Annotated in this window: 14 protein-coding genes; 7 read left to right on the top strand and 7 right to left on the bottom strand. The window is 45.2% G+C overall.

All coding sequences use genetic code 11. The features are described 5' to 3' along the window. The first annotated feature begins 82 nt into the window (after window positions 1-82). The 6 genes from QUA44_RS11030 (at window position 83) to QUA44_RS11005 (ending at window position 10,562) form a co-directional block, all read left to right on the top strand. A complete protein-coding gene (locus tag QUA44_RS11030) occupies window positions 83-1,249 on the top strand; it encodes a glycosyltransferase (protein WP_333250532.1) in 1,167 nt (388 codons plus the stop codon). 247 nt (window positions 1,250-1,496) lie between these two features. Then, a complete protein-coding gene (locus QUA44_RS11025; RefSeq protein WP_333129943.1) occupies window positions 1,497-2,228 on the top strand; it encodes a sugar transferase in 732 nt (243 codons plus the stop codon). Between the two features lie 437 nt (window positions 2,229-2,665). Continuing rightward, complete coding sequence (gene gmd, locus QUA44_RS11020) at window positions 2,666-3,697, top strand: GDP-mannose 4,6-dehydratase (protein WP_333250533.1); 1,032 nt, start codon at window positions 2,666-2,668, stop codon at window positions 3,695-3,697. A gap of 410 nt (window positions 3,698-4,107) precedes the next feature. Then, window positions 4,108-5,052, top strand: a complete 945-nt coding sequence (locus tag QUA44_RS11015) for a GDP-L-fucose synthase (protein ID WP_333250535.1) — start codon at window positions 4,108-4,110, stop codon at window positions 5,050-5,052. Between the two features lie 778 nt (window positions 5,053-5,830). After that, window positions 5,831-9,058: an efflux RND transporter permease subunit gene (locus QUA44_RS11010; RefSeq protein ID WP_333250537.1), complete on the top strand. Its 3,228-nt coding sequence runs from the start codon at window positions 5,831-5,833 to the stop codon at window positions 9,056-9,058. 322 nt (window positions 9,059-9,380) lie between these two features. Beyond that, a complete protein-coding gene (locus tag QUA44_RS11005) occupies window positions 9,381-10,562 on the top strand; it encodes an RtcB family protein (RefSeq protein WP_333250539.1) in 1,182 nt (393 codons plus the stop codon). Between the two features lie 12 nt (window positions 10,563-10,574). Here the strand turns inward: QUA44_RS11005 and QUA44_RS11000 are convergent, their stop codons facing one another. Together QUA44_RS11000 and QUA44_RS10995 are read right to left on the bottom strand one after the other, a co-directional pair. Further along, on the bottom strand, window positions 10,575-10,895 hold the full coding sequence (locus QUA44_RS11000) for a DUF433 domain-containing protein (RefSeq protein ID WP_333250540.1): 321 nt from the start codon (window positions 10,893-10,895) through the stop codon (window positions 10,575-10,577). A gap of 24 nt (window positions 10,896-10,919) precedes the next feature. After that, window positions 10,920-14,393 (bottom strand): NACHT C-terminal alpha/beta 1 domain-containing protein, encoded by a 3,474-nt coding sequence (locus tag QUA44_RS10995; protein ID WP_333250541.1) that lies wholly within the window; start codon window positions 14,391-14,393, stop codon window positions 10,920-10,922. A gap of 172 nt (window positions 14,394-14,565) precedes the next feature. Here QUA44_RS10995 and QUA44_RS10990 point away from each other — a divergent pair, with 172 nt between their 5' ends. Next, complete coding sequence (locus QUA44_RS10990) at window positions 14,566-14,820, top strand: hypothetical protein (RefSeq protein WP_333250542.1); 255 nt, start codon at window positions 14,566-14,568, stop codon at window positions 14,818-14,820. Window positions 14,821-14,930: 110 nt separating this feature from the next. Here the strand turns inward: QUA44_RS10990 and QUA44_RS10985 are convergent, their stop codons facing one another. The 5 genes from QUA44_RS10985 to QUA44_RS10965 all read right to left on the bottom strand — a co-directional run bounded on the left by QUA44_RS10985 (window position 14,931) and on the right by QUA44_RS10965 (window position 19,954). Next, the gene (locus tag QUA44_RS10985; protein WP_333250543.1) at window positions 14,931-15,302 is read right to left on the bottom strand and encodes a DUF4278 domain-containing protein; all 372 of its coding nucleotides are present in this window, start codon (window positions 15,300-15,302) and stop codon (window positions 14,931-14,933) included. A gap of 240 nt (window positions 15,303-15,542) precedes the next feature. Further along, complete coding sequence (locus tag QUA44_RS10980; RefSeq protein WP_333250544.1) at window positions 15,543-15,887, bottom strand: BON domain-containing protein; 345 nt, start codon at window positions 15,885-15,887, stop codon at window positions 15,543-15,545. Window positions 15,888-16,722: 835 nt separating this feature from the next. Beyond that, window positions 16,723-17,988 carry a DNA cytosine methyltransferase gene (locus QUA44_RS10975; protein ID WP_333250546.1) on the bottom strand — a complete coding sequence of 422 codons (1,266 nt, stop codon included), beginning with the start codon at window positions 17,986-17,988 and terminating at the stop codon, window positions 16,723-16,725. A 186-nt stretch (window positions 17,989-18,174) separates the two neighbouring features. After that, entirely contained in the window at window positions 18,175-19,332 is a 1,158-nt protein-coding gene (gene lpxB, locus QUA44_RS10970; RefSeq protein ID WP_333250548.1) for a lipid-A-disaccharide synthase, read from the bottom strand. 22 nt (window positions 19,333-19,354) lie between these two features. Then, complete coding sequence (locus QUA44_RS10965; RefSeq protein ID WP_333250549.1) at window positions 19,355-19,954, bottom strand: Uma2 family endonuclease; 600 nt, start codon at window positions 19,952-19,954, stop codon at window positions 19,355-19,357. Window positions 19,955-19,992: the final 38 nt, after the last annotated feature.

Genomic DNA, 19,992 nt, shown 5'->3' with positions numbered 1-19,992 from the left:
CTGGATATTGCGTAAGTGATCCCTCAGTAAGACTAATATTGACAGCACTGGCGCTAACAAATCGTTTGATCGGCTACATAAAGTGAAAAAACTCAAATACGCCCTAGTTCACGAATGGTTGACGCCCTTAGCTACTGGCGGTTCAGAACTCGTAGTGCAGGAAATTCTCAAACACGTAGACGAGGCAGATATCTATGCCCTCATCGACTTTGAATCGGCCAATCCCGAAAGCTATCTTTTCGGGCGACAGATTGGCACAACATTTTTGCAGCACTTTCCCGCAGCCCGCCGTGGCGTCCAAAAATATTTGCCATTTCTGCCGATCGCGATCGAACAACTAGATCTGCGAGAATACGACATCATCCTCTCATCATCCCATGCTGTCGCCAAAGGCATCCTCGCCAGTCCCCAGCAAATGCACGTCTGCTACTGCCACACGCCCATGCGCTACGCTTGGGACTTAACTTTTGACTATTTGCGTAGCAGCAAAGCCGGACGAGGCATCCAGGGTCTGCTGACGCGATATTTGTTGCATCGACTGCGGCAGTGGGACGTAATTTCCGCCAATCGCGTTGATTATTTCATCGCTAACTCTCAACACACTGCGCGCCGGATTTGGCGGTGCTATCGGCGGCGGGCCCAGGTGATTTATCCGCCGGTAAATATCGAGCGATTTTCCTTGATGCGGCAAAAACAAGACTTTTACGTCACAGTTTGTCGGTTGGTAAGTTACAAAAACGTAAGTGCGATCGTCCAAGCATTCAATCAACTCGGGCATACTCTCATTGTCATCGGCACCGGGCCAGAATTAGAAATGATTCGGCAAATCGCCAAACCCAACGTGCAAGTGCTCGGCTGGCAGCCCGCCTCCATAGTTGAAAAGTACATGGCAGAGGCGAAAGCCTTTGTATATGCAGCTTGCGAAGATTTTGGCATAGCTTTGGTAGAGGCTCAAGCTTGCGGAACACCAGTAATTTCCTATGCAGCAGGGGGCGCTTTGGAGACAGTGTTCGACATTCGCCAACACCCAGAAACAGGGACTGGTTTATTTTTTGCATCCCAAACCGCAGCAGCTATAGTCGAAGCCGTCGAGGAATTTGAGCAGTTGCAAGGAAAATTTCAGCCGGAAATGGCACGCTTGCGCGCCGAAAAGTTTGCCCCGGAAGTCTTTGAGCAGCGCTATCTGGCTTTTGTCGAACAGTGCTATCAGGAATTTCAATCCTGTGATTTTACCAAGTCTGGGAGTTGAGAGGGGGAGATAGGGGGAGAGGGGGAGACTAGGAGAGGCAGAAAATATTCCTTCTTGCTTCCGAAGCCCTCAAAACCTCTCTACATAAGTACCTTGTCCATTCTTCCTTCTTCGTTCTTCCTTCTTCCTTCTTCCTTCTTCCTTCTTCTGAATGCAGAAAATTGAGTATTGGAAACATAATTCAGAGAACAAAGCGTCTTGAGGCTTTATGATCATGACTGTGTGTGGTGTGAAGTGAAGGAGTAAGATGACTGCCGACAGCCAACTAATCTCCGGCAAGGTAATTCGAGCGATCGCAAGACGCGGTTTTGGGTCTGTCCTGCAAGGAGATAGACGCATAAGTCGTTCTCTACAGAGCCTCGACGGAGAACTTTTCAAGCGGTTATTTGACATCCTGTTTTCCTTATCGGTTCTGATCCTGTTTGCTCCGGTTTACCTGCTTTTGGCTTTCTTAATCGCCTTAAGCTCGTCCGGGCCTATTTTTTACGTACAGGAACGAGTAGGCAAAAACCGTAAAAGGTTTTATTGCCTTAAATTCAGAACGATGGTGGAAAATGCGGACGATATATTGCTGGAAATCATGGAAAATTCTCCGCATTTGCGTCAAGAGTTTGAGGACAATTTCAAGCTGAAACAAGACCCTCGAATTACCTGGATTGGAAGATTTTTACGAATGACCAGTTTAGACGAGTTTCCCCAGTTTTGGAATGTTTTAAAAGGAGATATGAGCGTCGTCGGACCGAGACCTTTAGTTGAAGAAGAACTGCCGAGATACGGCCGTCACATCAACAAAATTCTCACCATAAGACCTGGAATTACAGGCTTGTGGCAAGTGTCTGGTCGCAACGACATTCCCTATCCCCGCCGAGTCCAAATCGACCTCTATTACGCAAATGACAAAAACCTTTGGATGGATATGTGGATTGTTTTCAAAACAATTGGAGTTGTGATTTTTCCCAAAAATAACGGCGCATATTAATTTTTGTCCGCAGTCAGCACTCGGTAGTTAGTTTTATTTGTTACTGACCACTGATGCTGACTACCGACAATCAGCGACAAACTCTTTGTCAAAACTAAACAGTTCCTGGATGCCGATCGAAGAATTGTGAGCTTAACTAAAGGGGCAAATACTTAAATAAACCTACCTCTTCTTCATCTAGAAAGATCAGTTCTTCTAGATAGACTGCTTTAGGCTTAGGTGTTAAACTTAACTCTATAACCTTTGGCTTAAGGGGGATAGCCCACTACCCAACAGCGTAGGAAGTAAACTTCAACGGGCTTTAGGTAACTAAAGTTAAGTTTGAGTAAGTTTTATAAAGCAGTTAACGTAGAGTTTGAGAATACGGCCGGCAGGGATCAACAGCCTCTGCCAAAAAGTTTCTTGTGAATAAACACAGCCTGTCAAAGGAAAATCAGATGACGCAACGTAAGCGAGCGCTAATAACAGGTATTACAGGTCAAGACGGCTCCTACTTGAGCGAATTACTGTTAGAGAAAGGATATGAAGTTCACGGCATTATCCGGCGCAGTTCTAGTTTCAATACCGATCGAATTGACCACATCTATGTCGATCCTCACAGCGAGGGTGCGCGCCTGTTTCTACACTACGGCGACTTGACGGACGGCACCACTCTCCGCCGGATATTGGAAGAAGTTCAGCCGGTAGAAATTTATAACTTAGGCGCTCAATCTCACGTTCGAGTCAGTTTTGACTCGCCGGAATATACGGTGGACACTGTAGGGATGGGAGTATTGCGGCTGCTAGAAGCAATTCGGGACTATCAGCACCGCACCGGCATAGAAGTGCGGTTCTATCAAGCAGGTTCTTCGGAAATGTTCGGTTTGGTGCAGGAAGTTCCGCAAAAGGAAACAACTCCTTTTTATCCCAGAAGTCCTTACGCCTGCGCCAAAGTTTACGGGCACTGGCAAACAATAAATTATCGCGAATCTTACGGACTTTTTGCCTGCAACGGCATCTTGTTCAATCACGAATCTCCCCGCCGTGGCGAAACTTTTGTAACTCGCAAAATTACTCGCGCCGTTGCCAGAATAGTCGCCGGCAAGCAGAAAAAGATTTACTTGGGCAATCTCGATTCCAAGCGGGATTGGGGCTATGCTAAAGACTACGTGCGAGCGATGTGGCTGATGCTGCAAAAAGACAAGCCTGACGATTATGTCATTGCTACGAACGAGACCCATTCCATTAAGGAATTTCTCGATTTGGCTTTTACTTACGTCAATTTAGATTGGCAAAAATATGTGGAGTTTGACGAACGCTACTTGCGTCCGGCAGAAGTCGAACTGTTGATTGGCGATTCGACTAAGGCGCGCCAGCAATTAAATTGGGAACCGTCTGTAACTTTTGAGGAGTTAGTACATTTAATGGTAGATGCTGACATGAAAGCTTTAGAACAGCAAGGTCGGGGTTCGGGCAACGGATTTGATTAAGTCGCTCAACTAAGCCGTCAGTGCGGACAATTTGTAGGGGTAGGGTCCCGTGTTTACCCCCTTTGGCGAAAGGCGCGCACCGGAGGATTGCCCCTGCACACACTTCACAACTGATGAGAGGGTTGTTACAGCTATTAGCGTAGCGCGATCGGCATTCAAAGAACCAGCTTAATTGCTCGCAAAATTTTTGGCTGTGCGGGCTAAAAAAAACCTTAAAATGATCGTTGAGGAGTCGCGACCCCTATATCTAACTTTCGGGTGTGCACGGCGCAAATTGTCCCTATCTGCTGCAGCTAAAACAAATTTGTGGGTAACCTCATCCTGTAGCTGAAAGCTTTTTTTTGCCAAAGCAACAATTTTAGAATTGAAATTGTCGATCGACCTTTATTCAAAATCCCGAGGCTAAAATTATGACAAGCTTGGATTTAAGCAGCAAACGCATTCTAGTCACGGGCGGCGCCGGTTTCTTGGGCCGTCAGGTAATCGACCAGCTAGTGAAAGCAGGGGCCGATGCTGATAAAATTTCGGTAACTCGATCGCGCGACTGCGACCTTCGCGTCATGGAAAACTGCAAGCGCGCCGCCGACAAACAAGATATCATCATTCACCTCGCCGCCCACGTCGGCGGCATCGGCTTAAACCAACTCAAACCGGCTGAATTATTTTACGATAATTTGATGATGGGCGCGCAACTAATCCACGCCGCCTACGAAGCAAAAGTCGAAAAATTTGTCTGCGTAGGCACGATTTGCGCTTATCCCAATTTAACCCCAGTTCCTTTCAAAGAAGACGACCTGTGGAACGGCTATCCAGAGGTAACTAACGCACCTTACGGAATTGCCAAAAAAGCCTTATTAGTGCAACTGCAATCCTACCGCCAGCAGTACGGATTCAACGGTATCTACTTGCTACCAGTAAATCTGTACGGCCCGGAAGATAACTTTGACCCGAAAAGTTCCCACGTCATCCCCGCATTAATTCGTAAAGTCTACGAAGCGCAAGAAAGGGGAGACAAAACACTGCCAGTTTGGGGCGACGGCAGCCCTAGCCGCGAGTTTTTGTATTCCACAGATGCCGCGCGGGGAATTGTGATGGCAACGCAAGATTACAGTGAATCTGACCCGGTTAATTTGGGAACGAATAGCGAAGTTAAAATTCGCGATTTAGTGGAAACGATTTGCGAATTGATGGGATTTGAGGGAGAAATTGTTTGGGAAACAGACAAACCAAACGGTCAGCCGCGCCGCTGTTTGGATACCCAAAGGGCTAAGGAAAAGTTTGGTTTTGTGGCGGAGGTAAAGTTTAAGGAAGGGTTGAAAAAGACGATTGATTGGTATCGACAACACGCAATTTGAGTGTTAAAAACCCGGTTTTATGAAGAAACCGGTTTTTTTTAGGAAAGGTGGTGAATGGCAGTAAATCAGCAGAAAGAACTTTGTAGTAAAGCTGGCTCTTCCTTACTTACTTAGTGTGCCAAACGATTAGTTTAAGTAGTTAAAACCCAAGCTATCTATGAATGGAAGGAAAAAATGGCTCCAAATTAACTAAGGAATGAAAATTTAATAACTTACAATTTTTATGCTTCTTGTGGGATGGGCGGGATGCCCATCCCACAAACTTGTGTAAATTATTTAATTCGCGATCCTAAAGTAAGGCCGCAAACCCTTGCTGTGTAAAAAATTATGCTATTAATTTCAGATAAATTAGCACACTAAGTACGGAAGACCCGGCATATTTAGCTTTCCATACCGTAAATCAGCAACGCCGAATAATAATGGAGGGGCGGGTTTTACAACCAATCTGTGGGTAAGACCAACAATATAGTTAACCCATCCCCACGATAGGGGTAAATCGCAATTGCTTTCGATCGATAAAAAAGCCGATCGCAATTTATGTCAATCTGCGTTTTGGGCGATCGACTACCTCTAAAGGAATATTATAAAAAACATTTTTGACAATTTATTAAAATTTATTATACTACTTGTCAGGTGCAGAGCGTAAATATTCTCTCACTGCCTATACAAAATAAAGCCTGACCGAAAACAATTTGGTCGCCAGCCCCGCGATTCATTCCTTTGCAGGCGGACTGACGGTGTAAACTTTTCAATTCTAAAATCTAAAATCTAAAATCAAATGACAGCCGACAAAACCGGATTTAGCATTAGCGCGACCGCGATTCGCCGCCACATCGGCACCCTCATGCTGACACTTGCTATTATAATCGTGGGCTTTTTCTACATCACCCAACTGCCCGTTGACTTGCTACCCTCAATCACCTATCCCCGCATAGGCGTGCGCTTAAACGCCCCCGGAGTCTCCCCAGAAGTAGCAATAGACGAAGTTACCCGCCCCCTCGAACAAGGACTTTCCGCAACTGAAGGCGTCATCCAAGTTTTCTCGCGGACTCGCGAAGGACAAGTCAGCGTCGATTTATTTTTCAAACCCGGGGGCAACATCGACCAGGCCCTCAACGACGCCACCGCCGCTGTCAACCGCATCCGCAACCGACTTCCCGATACAGTTGAATCGCCCACTCTCTTCAAAGTTGACCCTTCCCAGCAGCCGATTTACGAATTTGCCCTCACTTCCAACTCCTTGCAAGGAGTTGATTTGCGTGTATTTGCCGACGAAGAATTATCCAGAGAACTAAACGTAATTCCTGGAATAGCAGCAGTTGACGTTGCCGGCGGCGTGCAAGAAGAAATTCAAGTAAATATTGACTTAAATCGCTTGCAATCTTTAGGCGTCAGTATTTCCGACGTTTTATCAGCCCTCGAATCCCGCAACCTCGACACTTCCGGCGGGCGACTGCGGCAAGAAGCAGCGGAACCTTTAACCCGTACCGTCGGGCGATTTAAAAACGCCAAAGAAATTCAGGCAATTTCTTTTCAAGCATCGGGTTCCAATCCGCCAAAACGAGTGTTTTTGCGAGATTTTGCTCAGGTAATTGACGGTACAGAAGAAGAGCGAGTTAAAGTATTTCTCAATCAGAAAGCAGCCGTAAAAATTAGCATTCAAAAGCAGCCGGACGCCAATACAATCTCAGTTGTAGACGGCATCAAAAAGCGGCTAGAAGAATTAAAAGCATCCGGGGCAATTCCCGAAGGTACGACTATCGTCAATACCTTCGACGAGTCTAAGTTCATCCGCGATTCTATTAGCAATGTCCTATTTTCGGGTTTAACCGGGGCTGTTTTAGCCGGGGCATCTGTATTGCTGTTCCTCGCTTCCCTTCGCCAAACTTTGATTATTGTCCTGGCAATTCCCCTCGCAACTTTAATGGCGATTATCCTGATGGGAGTTTTTGGCCTATCTCTGAACGTTTTCAGTTTGGGCGGTTTGGCGCTGGGTGTGGGAATTGTGGTCGATAACTCGATCGTCATGCTGGAGAATATTGTCGAAGGAACCAGCAATAAAAACAGTGCCAATGGCAAGCAGCGCTTAAGTAACAAGCAGTTGATCCAGCAAGCAGAAAAAAGCAGCCAAGAATTAGAATCAGCTTTATTTGCTTCCACCATTACTAACTTAGTTGCTGTACTGCCATTTTTGCTCATCGGCGGCTTAGTTTCCTTACTTTTCAACGAATTAATCCTCACCATCAGCTTTTCCGTCGCAGCCTCTCTGATTGTCGGATTGACAGTTGTACCGATGATGGCTTCTCGACTGCTAGCGCTGCGGGTATCCAGCGGTTTGAGCAACTTTTGGCCGCTGCGCGCATTCGATCGAGCTTTTACCAATGCTACCGTCGGTTACGGTAAATTTTTATCGGGAGTAGTGCGGTGGCGGTTGATTATAATTGCAGTAGCGATTATTGGATTGGGCGGCGGCAGTTGGCTGATGGCTGGTCAAATTCCCCAGGAAATATTGCCCAGAATTAATACCGGTCAAGCGAGATTGTTTGCTTTGTTTCCTGCCGGCACTAATTTGGCAACCAACCAAAGAATCATGGCAGAAGCTGATAAAATTATCCTCAGCCAACCAGAAACTCTATACACTTTGACGACGGTGGGCGGGCTGTTGTTCGGCAACAATACGGTGGAGAATGTGCTGCGCGGCGGCTGCAACATTACGCTGAAACCTGGCACCAATACATTGAATTTTGTGCAGCGAGTTACGCAAGAATTGAATAAAAAAATTGATTTGCCCAAAAATACTCGTTTGCGCCTGAATCCAGAAAATGTGCGGGGTTTGGTTTTAACTAATTCGCCAGTACGCGGCGCTGAAGTTGATGTCCTGCTTCAGGGCGAAAACGAACAAATATTGCAGCAAACTGGCCGCGAGGTATTGGCAACTTTGGATCAGAAGGTAAATTTAGCTACTTTTCGCCCGGATGGAGACCCGCAACAAACGGAAGTGCAGATTCGCCCCAACTGGGAACAAGCAGAAATCTACGGGTTGAATGCGAGGCAAATTGGAGAGGCGATTCAGACAGCAATTCAAGGTTCTGTTCCCACGCAATTGCAGCGGGGAAACCGTTTGGTTGATGTGCGGGTACAATTCGATCGCGCTGCTGTCCAATCGATTTCCGCACTAAAATTTATCCCTTTAACTGCTAGGGATAACAGCATTATCCGCTTGAGCGATGTGGCGAATATTGAACTTGGAAAAGCGCCTGGGGAAATTCAAAGGCTTAACCAGCGCCAAGTTTTCATGATTGCTGGGAATATTAATAAGGGCGCGAGTTTGGGCGATGCTTTGAAACAAGTGGATGCAGTTTTGTCGGAAATCAAATTGCCGCCGGGAGTGCGAGTGATACCTAGTTCTGCGGCGGAAACTAACCGAGAATTGCAAAGTTCGCTGATTGTTTTGGGCTCTTTGGCGGCGTTTTTGGTATTTGTGGTGATGGCGGTGCAGTACAATTCGCTTGTCGATCCGCTGGTGATTATGTTAACGGTGCCGCTGGCCTTGGCTGGGGGGATTTTCGGGCTGTATGCGACTAAAACTGCGATCGGCGCAACGGTGATTGTGGGGGCGATTTTGCTGGTGGGAATTGTGGTAAATAATGCGATTATTATGGTGGAGTTGGCGAACCAAATTCTGGAAGACGAAAAGGTCGATCGTACAACAGCAATTCTCAGGGCGGCACCTCAGCGCTTGCGTCCGATTTTGATGACAACTATTACCACAGTTTTGGGTTTATTTCCCCTAGCTTTGGGCATTGGAGACGGTTCGGAATTCTTGCAACCGCTGGGTGTGGTGGTGTTTTCCGGTTTGTCGCTGGCGACTTTGCTGACGTTGTTTATTATTCCGTGTTTCTATATTTTGCTGCACGATTTCTTCGGGATGTTTGCAGGGAATAAGAAACCGCAGGCGGTTGCTATTCCTGTGCAGAAGGCGGCGGGAAAGACTCCGAATTTGTAAAATGTAGCGTCAGAAAATACGCACTTTCCCGCAATCCGGCAGGGGTTTAAACCCCTGCCTCATAGCGAAAGTCGGTTAAAACCGACTGCTGATTGTGAGGGAAAGCCTTATCGATTTCAGTCCTCTTTTAGAGGACTTTTGCTATGAGACAGGGAATTCATTCCCTATCGGGCTGTCGGACTTACCAACAATATCGGTGCTGCATTTGATGTTAAGCTGACGCGCCCTAATAAAATCAGCCAGTAAGGTGAATTTGACATCATAAATTATTTATGCTACAATATATACTACATAACAATAAGCAAAATAAATCTCAATAAAAATGCCCTACGAAAAATTAGACATATCAACCCCAAAACCAGTATTATCTTGGGCAAATCACGCCCTAGGCGAAAAAGAAACCAAGATGGCCGCAAACGTAGCATCTTTGCCCTTTGTATTCAAACACGTCGCGCTAATGCCCGACGTACACTTAGGAAAAGGTGCTTTAGTCGGTTCAGTAATTGCCACAAAAGAAGCGATTGTTCCGGCTGCTGTGGGCGTTGATATTGGTTGCGGGATGGCTGCCATTAAAATGCCATTCACCGCCAACAAATTAGAAGGCAAACTAAAACAAATTCGCCTCGATATCGAAGCCGCAATTCCCGTGGGATTTTCCGAAAACAAGGAAGTAGAAACAACTGTTACTAATTGGCAGGGATGGCGAGAATTTAAGGAACTTCATCAAGGCGTGCAGCACCAAGACAATAAAGCTTTAAAACAATTGGGTTCCCTCGGCGGCGGCAATCATTTTATTGAGGTTTGTGTTGATACTGAAAACTTTGTTTGGCTGATGCTGCATTCCGGTTCTCGCGGCATTGGCAATTTGCTCGCACAGCAGCATATAGAGACGGCGAAAGATTTAGCTAAACTGGCAGAAATTAATCTGGCTGACAAAGATTTGGCTTATTTTGTAGCGGGCACGCCGGAGTTTGCGGCTTACTGGCACGATTTGCAGTGGGCGCAGGATTATGCTCGTTTTAACCGGGATGTGATGATGAATCGGTTTAAGCGCATTGTGGAAAAGCACGTCGCGGGCGGCAAATCTGTTAAGCCGTTATTAGAAGTGAATTGCCATCACAATTACGCGGAAAAAGAGGTGCATTTTGGCGAAGATGTGTATGTTACTCGCAAGGGTGCTGTGCGCGCGGATGTTGAGGATTACGGGATTATTCCGGGTTCGATGGGGGCGAAGTCTTTCATTGTTAAAGGGAAGGGAAATGCTGAGAGTTACTGTAGTTGCAGTCACGGTGCGGGGCGATTGATGTCTCGAACTCAAGCGAAGAATGTATTTACTCTTGATGATTTTGTGCGGCAGACTGAGGGGGTTGAGTGCCGGAAAGATGAGCAATTTTTAGATGAAATTCCGGGGGCTTATAAGCCGATTGATGAGGTGATGAGTCAGCAGTCGGATTTGGTGGAAGTTGTGGCGACTTTGAAGCAGGTGGTTTGTGTCAAGGGGTGAATGTAAGGGAAGCTATAAAGGCAATAGCCTTTGAGCAGGTAGTCTAGCAGCAAAAGGAGATTCGCCAGCTTCAATTTCTGCCTGTTTAACATACTCTTCTCGTCGCTTGATTTCTGCATTGAGTTCTTGTTTGCGATCGCAATAATAAGCTAACGCAGAAATAATTTGGCTCATAGTTAAATAGCGATGATTGAGGTGTAATTCTGCTGGACTCCAACCATAAGCTATCTCAGCTTCGACTAATTCAACGACTTTCATCGTAGTTCCGGCTATGATGGGAACATTGTCTTCGTTGAGTTCTATATATTTATACTCGATCTTTGTAAGTGTCATAGTTCCTGCTTTGTCGATCGACTCTTAAATAGGATATCTATTTTCTAGTATACTTCGCCGAATCCATGCTACAACAGCAGCGACTAAATCGGGTTGACTGGGTGAAAAAGTTGGCAAGGGAATATTTCCTTGTTCGCACAGGACACAAATCGCGCGATCGAATTTGCTTAAAGCTTTCAGAAATGAATCGCTAAATCCTGTGGGTGTGGCTGAGAGTGCTGTGGAGTCGTAGCAGATGAAAAACAGGGGAATTTCGCTTTGGCGGCGCAGGTAATTCCAATAAAGTTTGAGTTTTTGCATTGTTTCTGGATACCCATTCTGCCACTCTGGACATTTTTGATTGAGCATCTGGTCGTAAATTTCTGGGGCAGGGTTTTCAGATTCGATGAATGGGTGAGAGTCGATGCAAATTAGTTTTAGTTTGTTAGATAAATCGGGTTCGTTGTCAATAGCATTGGCAAGGACTTGGGGTAAGTTTGCTGAGTTGAAGCTTTGTGCGGAGGGGGTAGAATCGCCGGTAGTTTCTGAGACTTCTGGATCGTGTGTGGTGGCGGAATCGTGCCATGCTTCATAGAAGGTGGGGTAAGGGAGGTTTTGGGCGCAGTGCCAGAGGACTGAGTAGTTTTCGCGGATACGATAATCTGGGCAATCTTTTAAGCCTTGAATTACTAAATGTAAAAAAATAGCTTGATTGGAGACTTGTTGACCTAGCAATATTGATGTTAAGCAATCACCAGCTATCTTTTGAATTTCATTGTCTTGGTTAGTACGTAAAATGAAGTTTAAATGATAAATTACTTTAAGAATTTGCGATTCTAATTCTTTTGCTGTTATATCCCCTAAACCTAGGATATTGATATCATTGAGCAACGCATCTATTACGCTATCTTCAAGTTGCTTAATCCTTGCATCGCTTATATTTTTGATGTCCGTAGCATACTGGTATTGTGGGTGGTCAATTGGGGCTATATTCAAAAAAGCCTTAGCACTAAACCAATTATGATGTGAATAAAAGGGGTCAAATTTTTCTAGATGTTTCGCAAAAACTTCTATAATAAAATCTAAACTCTCAAAATCAATTTTTAAAGTTCCCATAAAAAGGTTACTAATAGATATAGCAATTTTAGTAGGATCGCTATTGATCCAATTAATGATTTTTTGAAGGGCTTTTGCTTGTAGATTTCCTGTAGTAATTTTTACCAGGCTACAAGAAGCTATTTCTACACAGCAGATATTTTCATAGCCATCGTCTATTATGCTATTCAAAGCCTTGATAGCATCACAATTACCAGTGCCGATTACTCCTAAAGTCTCGATCGCTTCATGTCGCCTATGCCGATACTTAATTTTATCTTCTAGTAATGGCAATATAAAATTCACGGCTTTAGGGTAGTCTGCTTCCGGCAGTGCTGCCCTAGCTCCCTCTATAATACTAGAATGAAATTGAGCATCCTGTAAGTTTTTAGAGAAATAACCAACTTCTTTATAGAAACAATCAAAACTCCACGTTATAATCTGCTGTGCAATCTCATCAGCAAAGTGACTTCTAAATTCAGCAATTACAGCAGCGGCTAGAAAATAAGCTCGATACCAATAAAATTTACCATTGAATCCATCGTTAAAGTTTATGATTCCCTTAATAAATGCCTCTTTCTCCTCTTTCTCCTCTCTATCTTTTTCCTCTCGACCCAACCACAGCAAAATCACCTCTTTCCACTGCGGCTCAAAAATGCGATAGCGCTTGCCATAAACAGGACTATCGACATGATTACGAGGCAAGAAATAATCCCGATCGTCAATTGCCAGCGCCGCAAAATATTCCTCAAACGTGGGATGCCAGAAAGCATAAACTTTTTCATCCGGGCTTTCAGCCGCCAAACCAACCTCATTCAACCAACCCAATTCCAACGCCAACCCAAACAACTCCTCATCTGGTTGCCCCAATACCCGACAAACCAGACTGTGCTTAAGTCGAAACCGGGATTCAGTTTGGTCGATCGCCAACTTGGCCAACTCTCCCAATGCCCGATTTAATTTCTCCCGCTGAGTAGAATCTGTGGGAAATTCCTTGCCTTTCCAATCATAAAACTTCTCGACAAATCCCTGATAAAGTTTCGCCTTTGTATCTGGCAAACCATCACGATCGCGCCACAAATTCCAAGTGCTGCACAACAGCGCCAACCGCAGGGGATTTTTCACCAAATCTTTGATGCGCTCTTTTCCTGGTTTGTCTAACTCCTGTCGCAATTCCTGACCTAAATTTGGCGTTTTGTTGAACCACTTGGCGATAAATTCCTCCACTCTATCCGGCGTTGTACTATCCCCATAACTAAAATCCAAGGTGTGATAAATCTCAAAATTGTCTGCCAGCACGTTGCGGTTTGCCTCCCAGACATTCAGCCGACAAGTCAGCACCACCCGCGCTTGTCCCACCCAGCCTTTCAATTGGTTAGAAATTGCCCAGAGGCGTTCTTCTCCCTGCAGGGGCATTTCATCCACGCCATCCAACAACAACCAAACTCGCCCCTGATTGCACAGTTTTTTCAGTTCGGTTTTCAGCGCTTCCGTCACTTCCACTATTTCCAGCGAGATATAAGGTAGCGCTGCTTTCAGCCATTTGTCGAGTAAATATTGCTCCAGAAACTCTTGTTTGGAATTAGTTTCTGGTAAATCTGCTAGAGAAATCGAAATGGGTAAAATTTCGGTGTTTTCTTTATGCACCCAAAAGGCGATTTTGCGTAAGAGGGTTGTTTTTCCCGCCCCCGGTTCGCCAATAATAGCGATGCGCTTACCGTTTTGCTTACCTTTCCCGTCTTTGAGAATATCCCGCAAAAACTGTTCGTGTTCAAAGCGCTGCTTTTCTTCGTATTCTGGCTCGTACAGGCGCGAACCTTGTTCTGCTTGGGTGTCGCCACCGATCAGATTAGGTTTTTTGCGCTCTACTAATGCTAGCGGTACGTGGATTTCTTCTAACTCAAAGCGATCGTCCTCATCGCGCATCAACGCATTGGTGGTTAGCGGTTTCTCAGCTTCCAACATGGCGAGGCAAATATTTCGCCAGTCAAACGCATCAGATTTCTTGAAGTTTGCCTCTAAAGCTTTAGACTTTTCTGGTCGGCTATCTTCCCACGCCTTATCAAACTGCTTGAGATTCTTTTCCTGATCTTTTGACCACAGCGTCAGCGTGAAATGCCAGGTATCAACTCCCTTGGTTTGGGTGCGGTTGTCCTGCAAAATCTTCAAGTCTTTTAACAGCTTCAGCGCTTCTCGAATTTGAGTTTTAGTTAACTTGCCAGGATATTTGTCTTTTGCTATCAACCATTCCAAAGTGACCAGTGTTGTTTTGACAATCAGTTTGGGGTTGGTACTGTCTTCCACTTCCCACTTGAACTCAATATTAAAGCTTTCCTCAAATTCCCAATTGACGAAAGCAAGCAATGCCTGCAACAGGCGCTTCACCCGCTCTTTAACCGTAGGCCCGTAAGTATTTCGCGGCATAAAAGTCCCAAAAATTACCATAAAGTCTGGGGCTACCCCAAACTATCGTTACTACCCCAAACCCCTACTATCCCGATTTTACAAGACTTTTCGCTGCGATCGCTACGACTTGATTAAGGTTACAACCCCAAAGAGAACCTGTTGATGTAGTTAATCAAACAAGGTTCCGAACATGAAAAACAACAGCCAAAGCGATCGACAAAAGTTCATCCGCCATGCGATCGCAAGTGCATTTATCCTGCAAGCAGCCATTATCGGCATCAAGGGCAATCTCGATGTGCTTTCAGGTAAACCAGCCCTCGATGTTATCCCCTGGATGATAACCCAAGCTATAGAGTTAATCGTCAAAACCCGTCGCACCCAAAAGAGTTTTGAGGAGATCGATCGCATTAAAAAAGATCGCATCGCCCAAAATCGCGACGATTGATATCGCTTCGAGGGTGCAAAATCGATCGCACAAACAGCATCAAAAGGGGGAAATTGAGCTTAACTCGATTTCCCCCTCTCGACAAACGCTTTATTTTCTCAGGCTTTTCTCTAACAGACCATCTGCTGCCACTCAAGTTCTAGCAAGCGCAGCAGTCTTTCATCGCCCTTGGCCTTGGCTGCTTGCTTTCTACGATCGAGAATATTGCAAATATTCGCCCGGTGTACTTGCGCCACTTCCACAACTGTTGGGTAATATTCCACCGTCGCTGAGGCGCTAGCTGCGGCGACATCCCGATCGCCAGCTTGAGCATCTCGCTTTTTGGTAGAGTTTGTGCCGCCGTATTTTTTGGGGTTGGGAATGTGTCTCGGATACCGATAGTTCCAGTTTTGGCCCCGGTATTTGCCCGCGACTTCGCCTTCGATCATATCAACTGTCGGAATGTCGTACTCGTAGTTTGAGCCGCGATAAGTGAGTTTCATATTTTTTGATCCTTATAGGTCGATAAAAAGGGCAGTCAGGTCAGGTTTGCTTTTATTCGCTAAAACTTTTTTAGTTTCTGTATTCAATTATACTGTTTTTTAAGAGAAATCGGTTGTATTTACAAGAATTAATATTTTGAGGGGGGGAGAGGGCAGCAAAAAACCCGCCGCAGCGGGTTTAATCGAACTTTTGACTAATTCGAGCCGCAGCCGGATCGAAACTGCTTGAGTTCGGAAGAACTAGCCGACTGTCACCTGATCGGTTTGCACGTTTGTTGCACCTTCTTCAGCAGAGGCGATCGCCACCAACTTGTCGAGAATTGCCTGACTCGCAACTTGACCTTTGAGAACAACCGTGCTGCTGAGCTGAGCTACATAAACAGTCTCGATATCAGCAACTTCTGAATCGGCGTCAAAAGCTAAAGCAACCCGCTTCGCTAAGCCACTTTCGTCAAAATTTCCGTCTGGGCCGACTTTAGCAGGAGCGATGGATTGCGCTTGTGCTGCTTGCTGTACTACTTGTGCCATCGGTTCAGCCGGGGCTTCAGGCTTTTCGAGTCCGAACAGTCTTTTAAACCAACCCATATTAGTTGAGTCTCCTGAAAATACACTTTTTACACGATAGCTCTAGAATTCCAAAAGACTCGTAATTGTTGCAAAACTCAGCGAAATTTATCAAAATGTTTTATCGGGAGACTTTCACAATCTAAAATCTAAAATCTTAAATAGTATTTAGATGTTGATGTTGCTATTTCATGTATAGGACGATCGCTACGCCTTGGATTACAGGCCCGTAGTCGAAGTAGTTCCCACTGTCATCTGAAAAAAACTGCACAGCGGGCTGGAATACATTCCCGGTTTGTTTAACTACTGGGGACATCTCGTGCCGATATCGATTTGTGCCAAATGATACAGGGAACTGCCGCCCGCGCTTAATTGTGGGTAGCCCTGCATATAGAAATCGTTGCAGGAGTGGTCAATTTTTTACCCCACCCCAACCATCCCCGAACCTGCGGGGATTCCGTAAGAAATTCACAAATGATGCGAGGATTGCTATAAGTAGGGCTTGCTGAATAGAACTAGAAGCTATGACTGCCAAGGGTTTCAAGATTTTTAAACACAAAAAAGTGCTCTCGTTATGACGTTTTTTGGCTCAAAATCCTTGGATTTCGGTGGAAAATTGTGGAGTAAATTTGGGAACCCATCTCCGAATCTCCCATTTTTCAAGCTGTTTGGCACCTAGATTCGATTTGTGGGCTTTTTCAGCAAGCCCTAAGTAGTTATGGGATTTGCTCTAACCTGGTCTGTAGAAAGAGATGAAAGGCAAAAATCACTACTTGTTTACCAATGAGCAATTACCAATTTCCAATTCCCAATTACTACTCACCAATTCCCCGTTAGAGATAATTTAATCTAACTCTTAACTTTTTAGATAATATTGTTCTGCTTCCGACCAATTCAGTTGCAGCAACGAATCATCTCCCCAGGTCAACTTGAGACTCGGCTTAATTGCTTCCACGCCCAAAGCGCTAATAATCTGCGCTGCTACAGCTTTCGCCAGTAGCGGCGGTACAGAATTTCCTACTTGGCGAAAACCGTGCCATTTTGTGACGTGAAATCTAAACCAGTCAGGATAGGAATGCAGTCGCGCAGCTTCTCTGACTGTAATGCACCGAGGCGCGATCGGGTGAATCGGTCTGGGCGAAGTATAAGCCCCCCTGGCCCTGTCGGTTCCAGCCCTGAGAGTGTTGCAAACTCCGTCGGGGTGCAGCTTGTAAAAACGGCTGATCGGCTCTTTTTCCCCGTGTTTAGCAGCATGAAACCTTTCCATACATTCGAGAGAATGTTTAGTTCGCAAACTACAAGAGAGGATTTGTCGATCGTACTGGCGATCGTAAGCATAATCATTTTCAAAATCATCCAATCCGCGCAAAAAACTCGCGTAATCGCTGCTGCACTTTCCGTACTCCGCGATTACCCAATCTCGGTGCAGCAACTCGCTGTACTTTTCCACTTCCGGCAAATCTCCAATCGCATCCCAAACTGTCGGGACAGCAGGTAAATTAATTTTTTTATAGCGTTTAGGAATTTTAATTTTCGGCAGTATCGTAGTTTTTTCAGGGTATTTGGGTAGCTCATAACCTGCTCTGCACCCAATCAAAAACAATCGTTTGCGAGCTTGCGGAACTCCATAGTTAACAGCGTTGAGAACTTGATAATTTTCTTCTACTTTATAGCCACATTTCAGAAAAGAGCTAATTAAAAGATTCAGGAGTTCTTTGTGTTCTCCTGATGCAATTCCCGGTACATTTTCCATTACAAAAAACTTGGGTTTTAGCTCCAAAACTAAGCGCTGAAAGTGAAAAATTAAAGAATTTCGTGGGTCGTCCACCTCGCGCTTGCCCATCATGGAGAATCCTTGACAGGGCGAACCGCTGATTACTACGTCTATCTCGCGCCGCCCGATCGCCGATTTTTTCCGAATTTCCGATCCCCGAAGCTCTGCGACATCTTTGCACAAAATAGAACACAGCGGGAAATTAAACTCGTGTGTGGCGCAGTGAATAGGGTCAATTTCGACTGATGCAAGTACATCAAAACCTGCTTGTTCAAAGCCCAGGGTCATGCCGCCTGCACCTGCAAATAAATCAACAGCGATCGGTCGCTTTTTCCGATAGCTTGGCATAACATTTCAATAACAAAGTTGCTTTAATTTGCTGTATTTAATTTTACCAGAAAGAATTGGTTTAAAGCCCCAAGCCTGATCGGGAGAAATTAAAAGAAGACTATTCATTACTCCAATCCTCTTCCTTCCAGGTAGAGGTCGCACTCATCTGTCAACTGTCAACTGTCAACTGTCAACTGTCAACTGTCAACTGAAATTTTTCATTATTTCCGCAGCGGCCCGATCGCACGCACCAACATCTCCGAGACTTTCGCGCATTTCCCGATAACCTGCCAAAGTTTGCTGGCGTCGATCGGGATTTTGCAGCAATTCCAGTGCATGGTTCACTATATTTTCTGCTGTGGCGTCGTCTTGCAGCAACTCAGGGACGATCGGCTTCATGTGTACTAAGTTGGGCGGAGAGATAAAAGGAATCGACAATTTCAGCACGTGGCGAGCAATAATCGCCGTAATTCGACTAACGCGGTAGGCGACAACTTGCGGAACGTCGAGCAAAGCCAGCTCTAAATTAACAGTACCAGATTTAGTAATAGCCAGATCGGCAGCAGCCAAAATTTCCAAAGTTTGATTTTCTAACAAAGTAGCCCGCAAACCGTAATTCTCGATCGCCTGTTCGATTTTGCTGCGGAAAGCTGCTTGAGAAAGCGGAATCCAGAAATGAACTTGCGGCAATTTAGCTTGAATAATTTGAGCAGCCTCAAATATAACCGGCATCAGGTACTTGAGTTCTTGGTGTCTAGAAGCGGGAATTAGGGCGATCGACACCTGTTCCGGCACAATTCCCAAAGTTTTGCGGGCAACTTCCCGGCTGGGCGCAGATTGCATTCTATCCACCAAAGGATGACCAACCCAACTCACTTGAGCTCCTTTTTTCTGATAATAACTAGCTTCCTCGGGGAAAATCGCCAAAATTCGATCGGCAATATTGACAATCAGCTCAGTATTGCGAGGAGAAATCGAGCAAACCCATTCTTGAGGTGCGATGTACCAAACCACAGGCAAATTCGGCAAACAGCGGCGAATGTAACTACCAATACCGAGATTGGGAGTCAAATAATCAATCAATACAACGGCATCAGGAGGAAACTTTTTGAGATATTGTTTAGCTTTTTGCTGAACTTTGATAGTCGGCAAAATATAGGGTACTGATTCTATAATGCCCATAGAACCAATGCCCACAGTATCGCCTAAAAGAGTAGCCCCAGCTTCCGCCATGCGCCCCCCGCCCAATGCGGTTATTTCTAACTCCAAACCAGCGGCGACAGCGTGACGTTTTAAGGCTGCAACTAACAAAGCTCCTTGCAAATCGCCAGAAACCTCACCAGTGCTGATAAAAATTTTCATCTTAGTTAATTAAACTCTGACTTTAAACCGGTGATATTTGTTGTAATAATTCAGTTATAGCATCGTATTTATCTGGCATATTAGCACAGCGCAATAGTAATTCTAAATCTAGGTCAGGCAGAAATGTACTGCGGGTAACTTGCTCGTAATTTTCACTTCTCAAGCAGTAGAGAGATAACTGGTGGTTTTGCCAAAACCAAACTTCCCGCACGCCCAATCTTTTGTAAAATTCTAGAGTGTCTATCCCGCCGCTGGTAATTACTACTTCAATAGCAATATCTGGGATTGTTTTTGGGACTCCTATGTCATAAGAATCATCCGGCTCTTTTCTACCTCCTAACTCTCTGTTACCCAGAGTCGGCCCGCCCTTGTAAAATCGAATTCCGCTGGCTCTCATGTATGCCTCTAGCAGCATACAGAGAGTTTTTTTGATTATTTCCTGTTCGGGCGAGACAGTCATAATTTGCAGTGTGCGATCGAGATAGAAAAATTTCACACCTCTGACATCTTTAAAAGCTGCTTCTATCGCTTCAAATTGCTCCCAACTAACATCTGAGAACGTAATGCAGCCATCTTGTTCTGTTTTATAGGATGTAGATTTGACTGAAGTATATACATTCATATGGCAACAGTCGCTTAGTTCATAGGTTTACTCTACCT

Origin of the sequence: Microcoleus sp. N9_A2 (genome assembly GCF_036701775.1) — a bacterium.
Lineage (GTDB): Bacteria > Cyanobacteriota > Cyanobacteriia > Cyanobacteriales > Microcoleaceae > Microcoleus.
This window is presented reverse-complemented; position numbering and strand designations above follow the sequence as displayed.

Excerpts from the sequence above, each read along its gene's own strand:
- QUA44_RS10965 (WP_333250549.1), bottom strand. The coding sequence starts at position 19,954 with ATGAATGTATATACTTCAGTCAAATCTACATCCTATAAAACAGAACAA.
- QUA44_RS10995 (WP_333250541.1), bottom strand. The coding sequence starts at position 14,393 with ATGCCGCGAAATACTTACGGGCCTACGGTTAAAGAGCGGGTGAAGCGC.
- QUA44_RS11015 (WP_333250535.1), top strand. The coding sequence starts at position 4,108 with ATGACAAGCTTGGATTTAAGCAGCAAACGCATTCTAGTCACGGGCGGC.
- QUA44_RS10990 (WP_333250542.1), top strand. The coding sequence starts at position 14,566 with ATGAAAAACAACAGCCAAAGCGATCGACAAAAGTTCATCCGCCATGCG.
- QUA44_RS11005 (WP_333250539.1), top strand. The coding sequence starts at position 9,381 with ATGCCCTACGAAAAATTAGACATATCAACCCCAAAACCAGTATTATCT.
- QUA44_RS10980 (WP_333250544.1), bottom strand. The coding sequence starts at position 15,887 with ATGGGTTGGTTTAAAAGACTGTTCGGACTCGAAAAGCCTGAAGCCCCG.
- lpxB (WP_333250548.1), bottom strand. The coding sequence starts at position 19,332 with ATGAAAATTTTTATCAGCACTGGTGAGGTTTCTGGCGATTTGCAAGGA.
- QUA44_RS10985 (WP_333250543.1), bottom strand. The coding sequence starts at position 15,302 with ATGAAACTCACTTATCGCGGCTCAAACTACGAGTACGACATTCCGACA.
- QUA44_RS11025 (WP_333129943.1), top strand. The coding sequence starts at position 1,497 with ATGACTGCCGACAGCCAACTAATCTCCGGCAAGGTAATTCGAGCGATC.
- QUA44_RS11010 (WP_333250537.1), top strand. The coding sequence starts at position 5,831 with ATGACAGCCGACAAAACCGGATTTAGCATTAGCGCGACCGCGATTCGC.
- gmd (WP_333250533.1), top strand. The coding sequence starts at position 2,666 with ATGACGCAACGTAAGCGAGCGCTAATAACAGGTATTACAGGTCAAGAC.
- QUA44_RS11000 (WP_333250540.1), bottom strand. The coding sequence starts at position 10,895 with ATGACACTTACAAAGATCGAGTATAAATATATAGAACTCAACGAAGAC.
- QUA44_RS10975 (WP_333250546.1), bottom strand. The coding sequence starts at position 17,988 with ATGCCAAGCTATCGGAAAAAGCGACCGATCGCTGTTGATTTATTTGCA.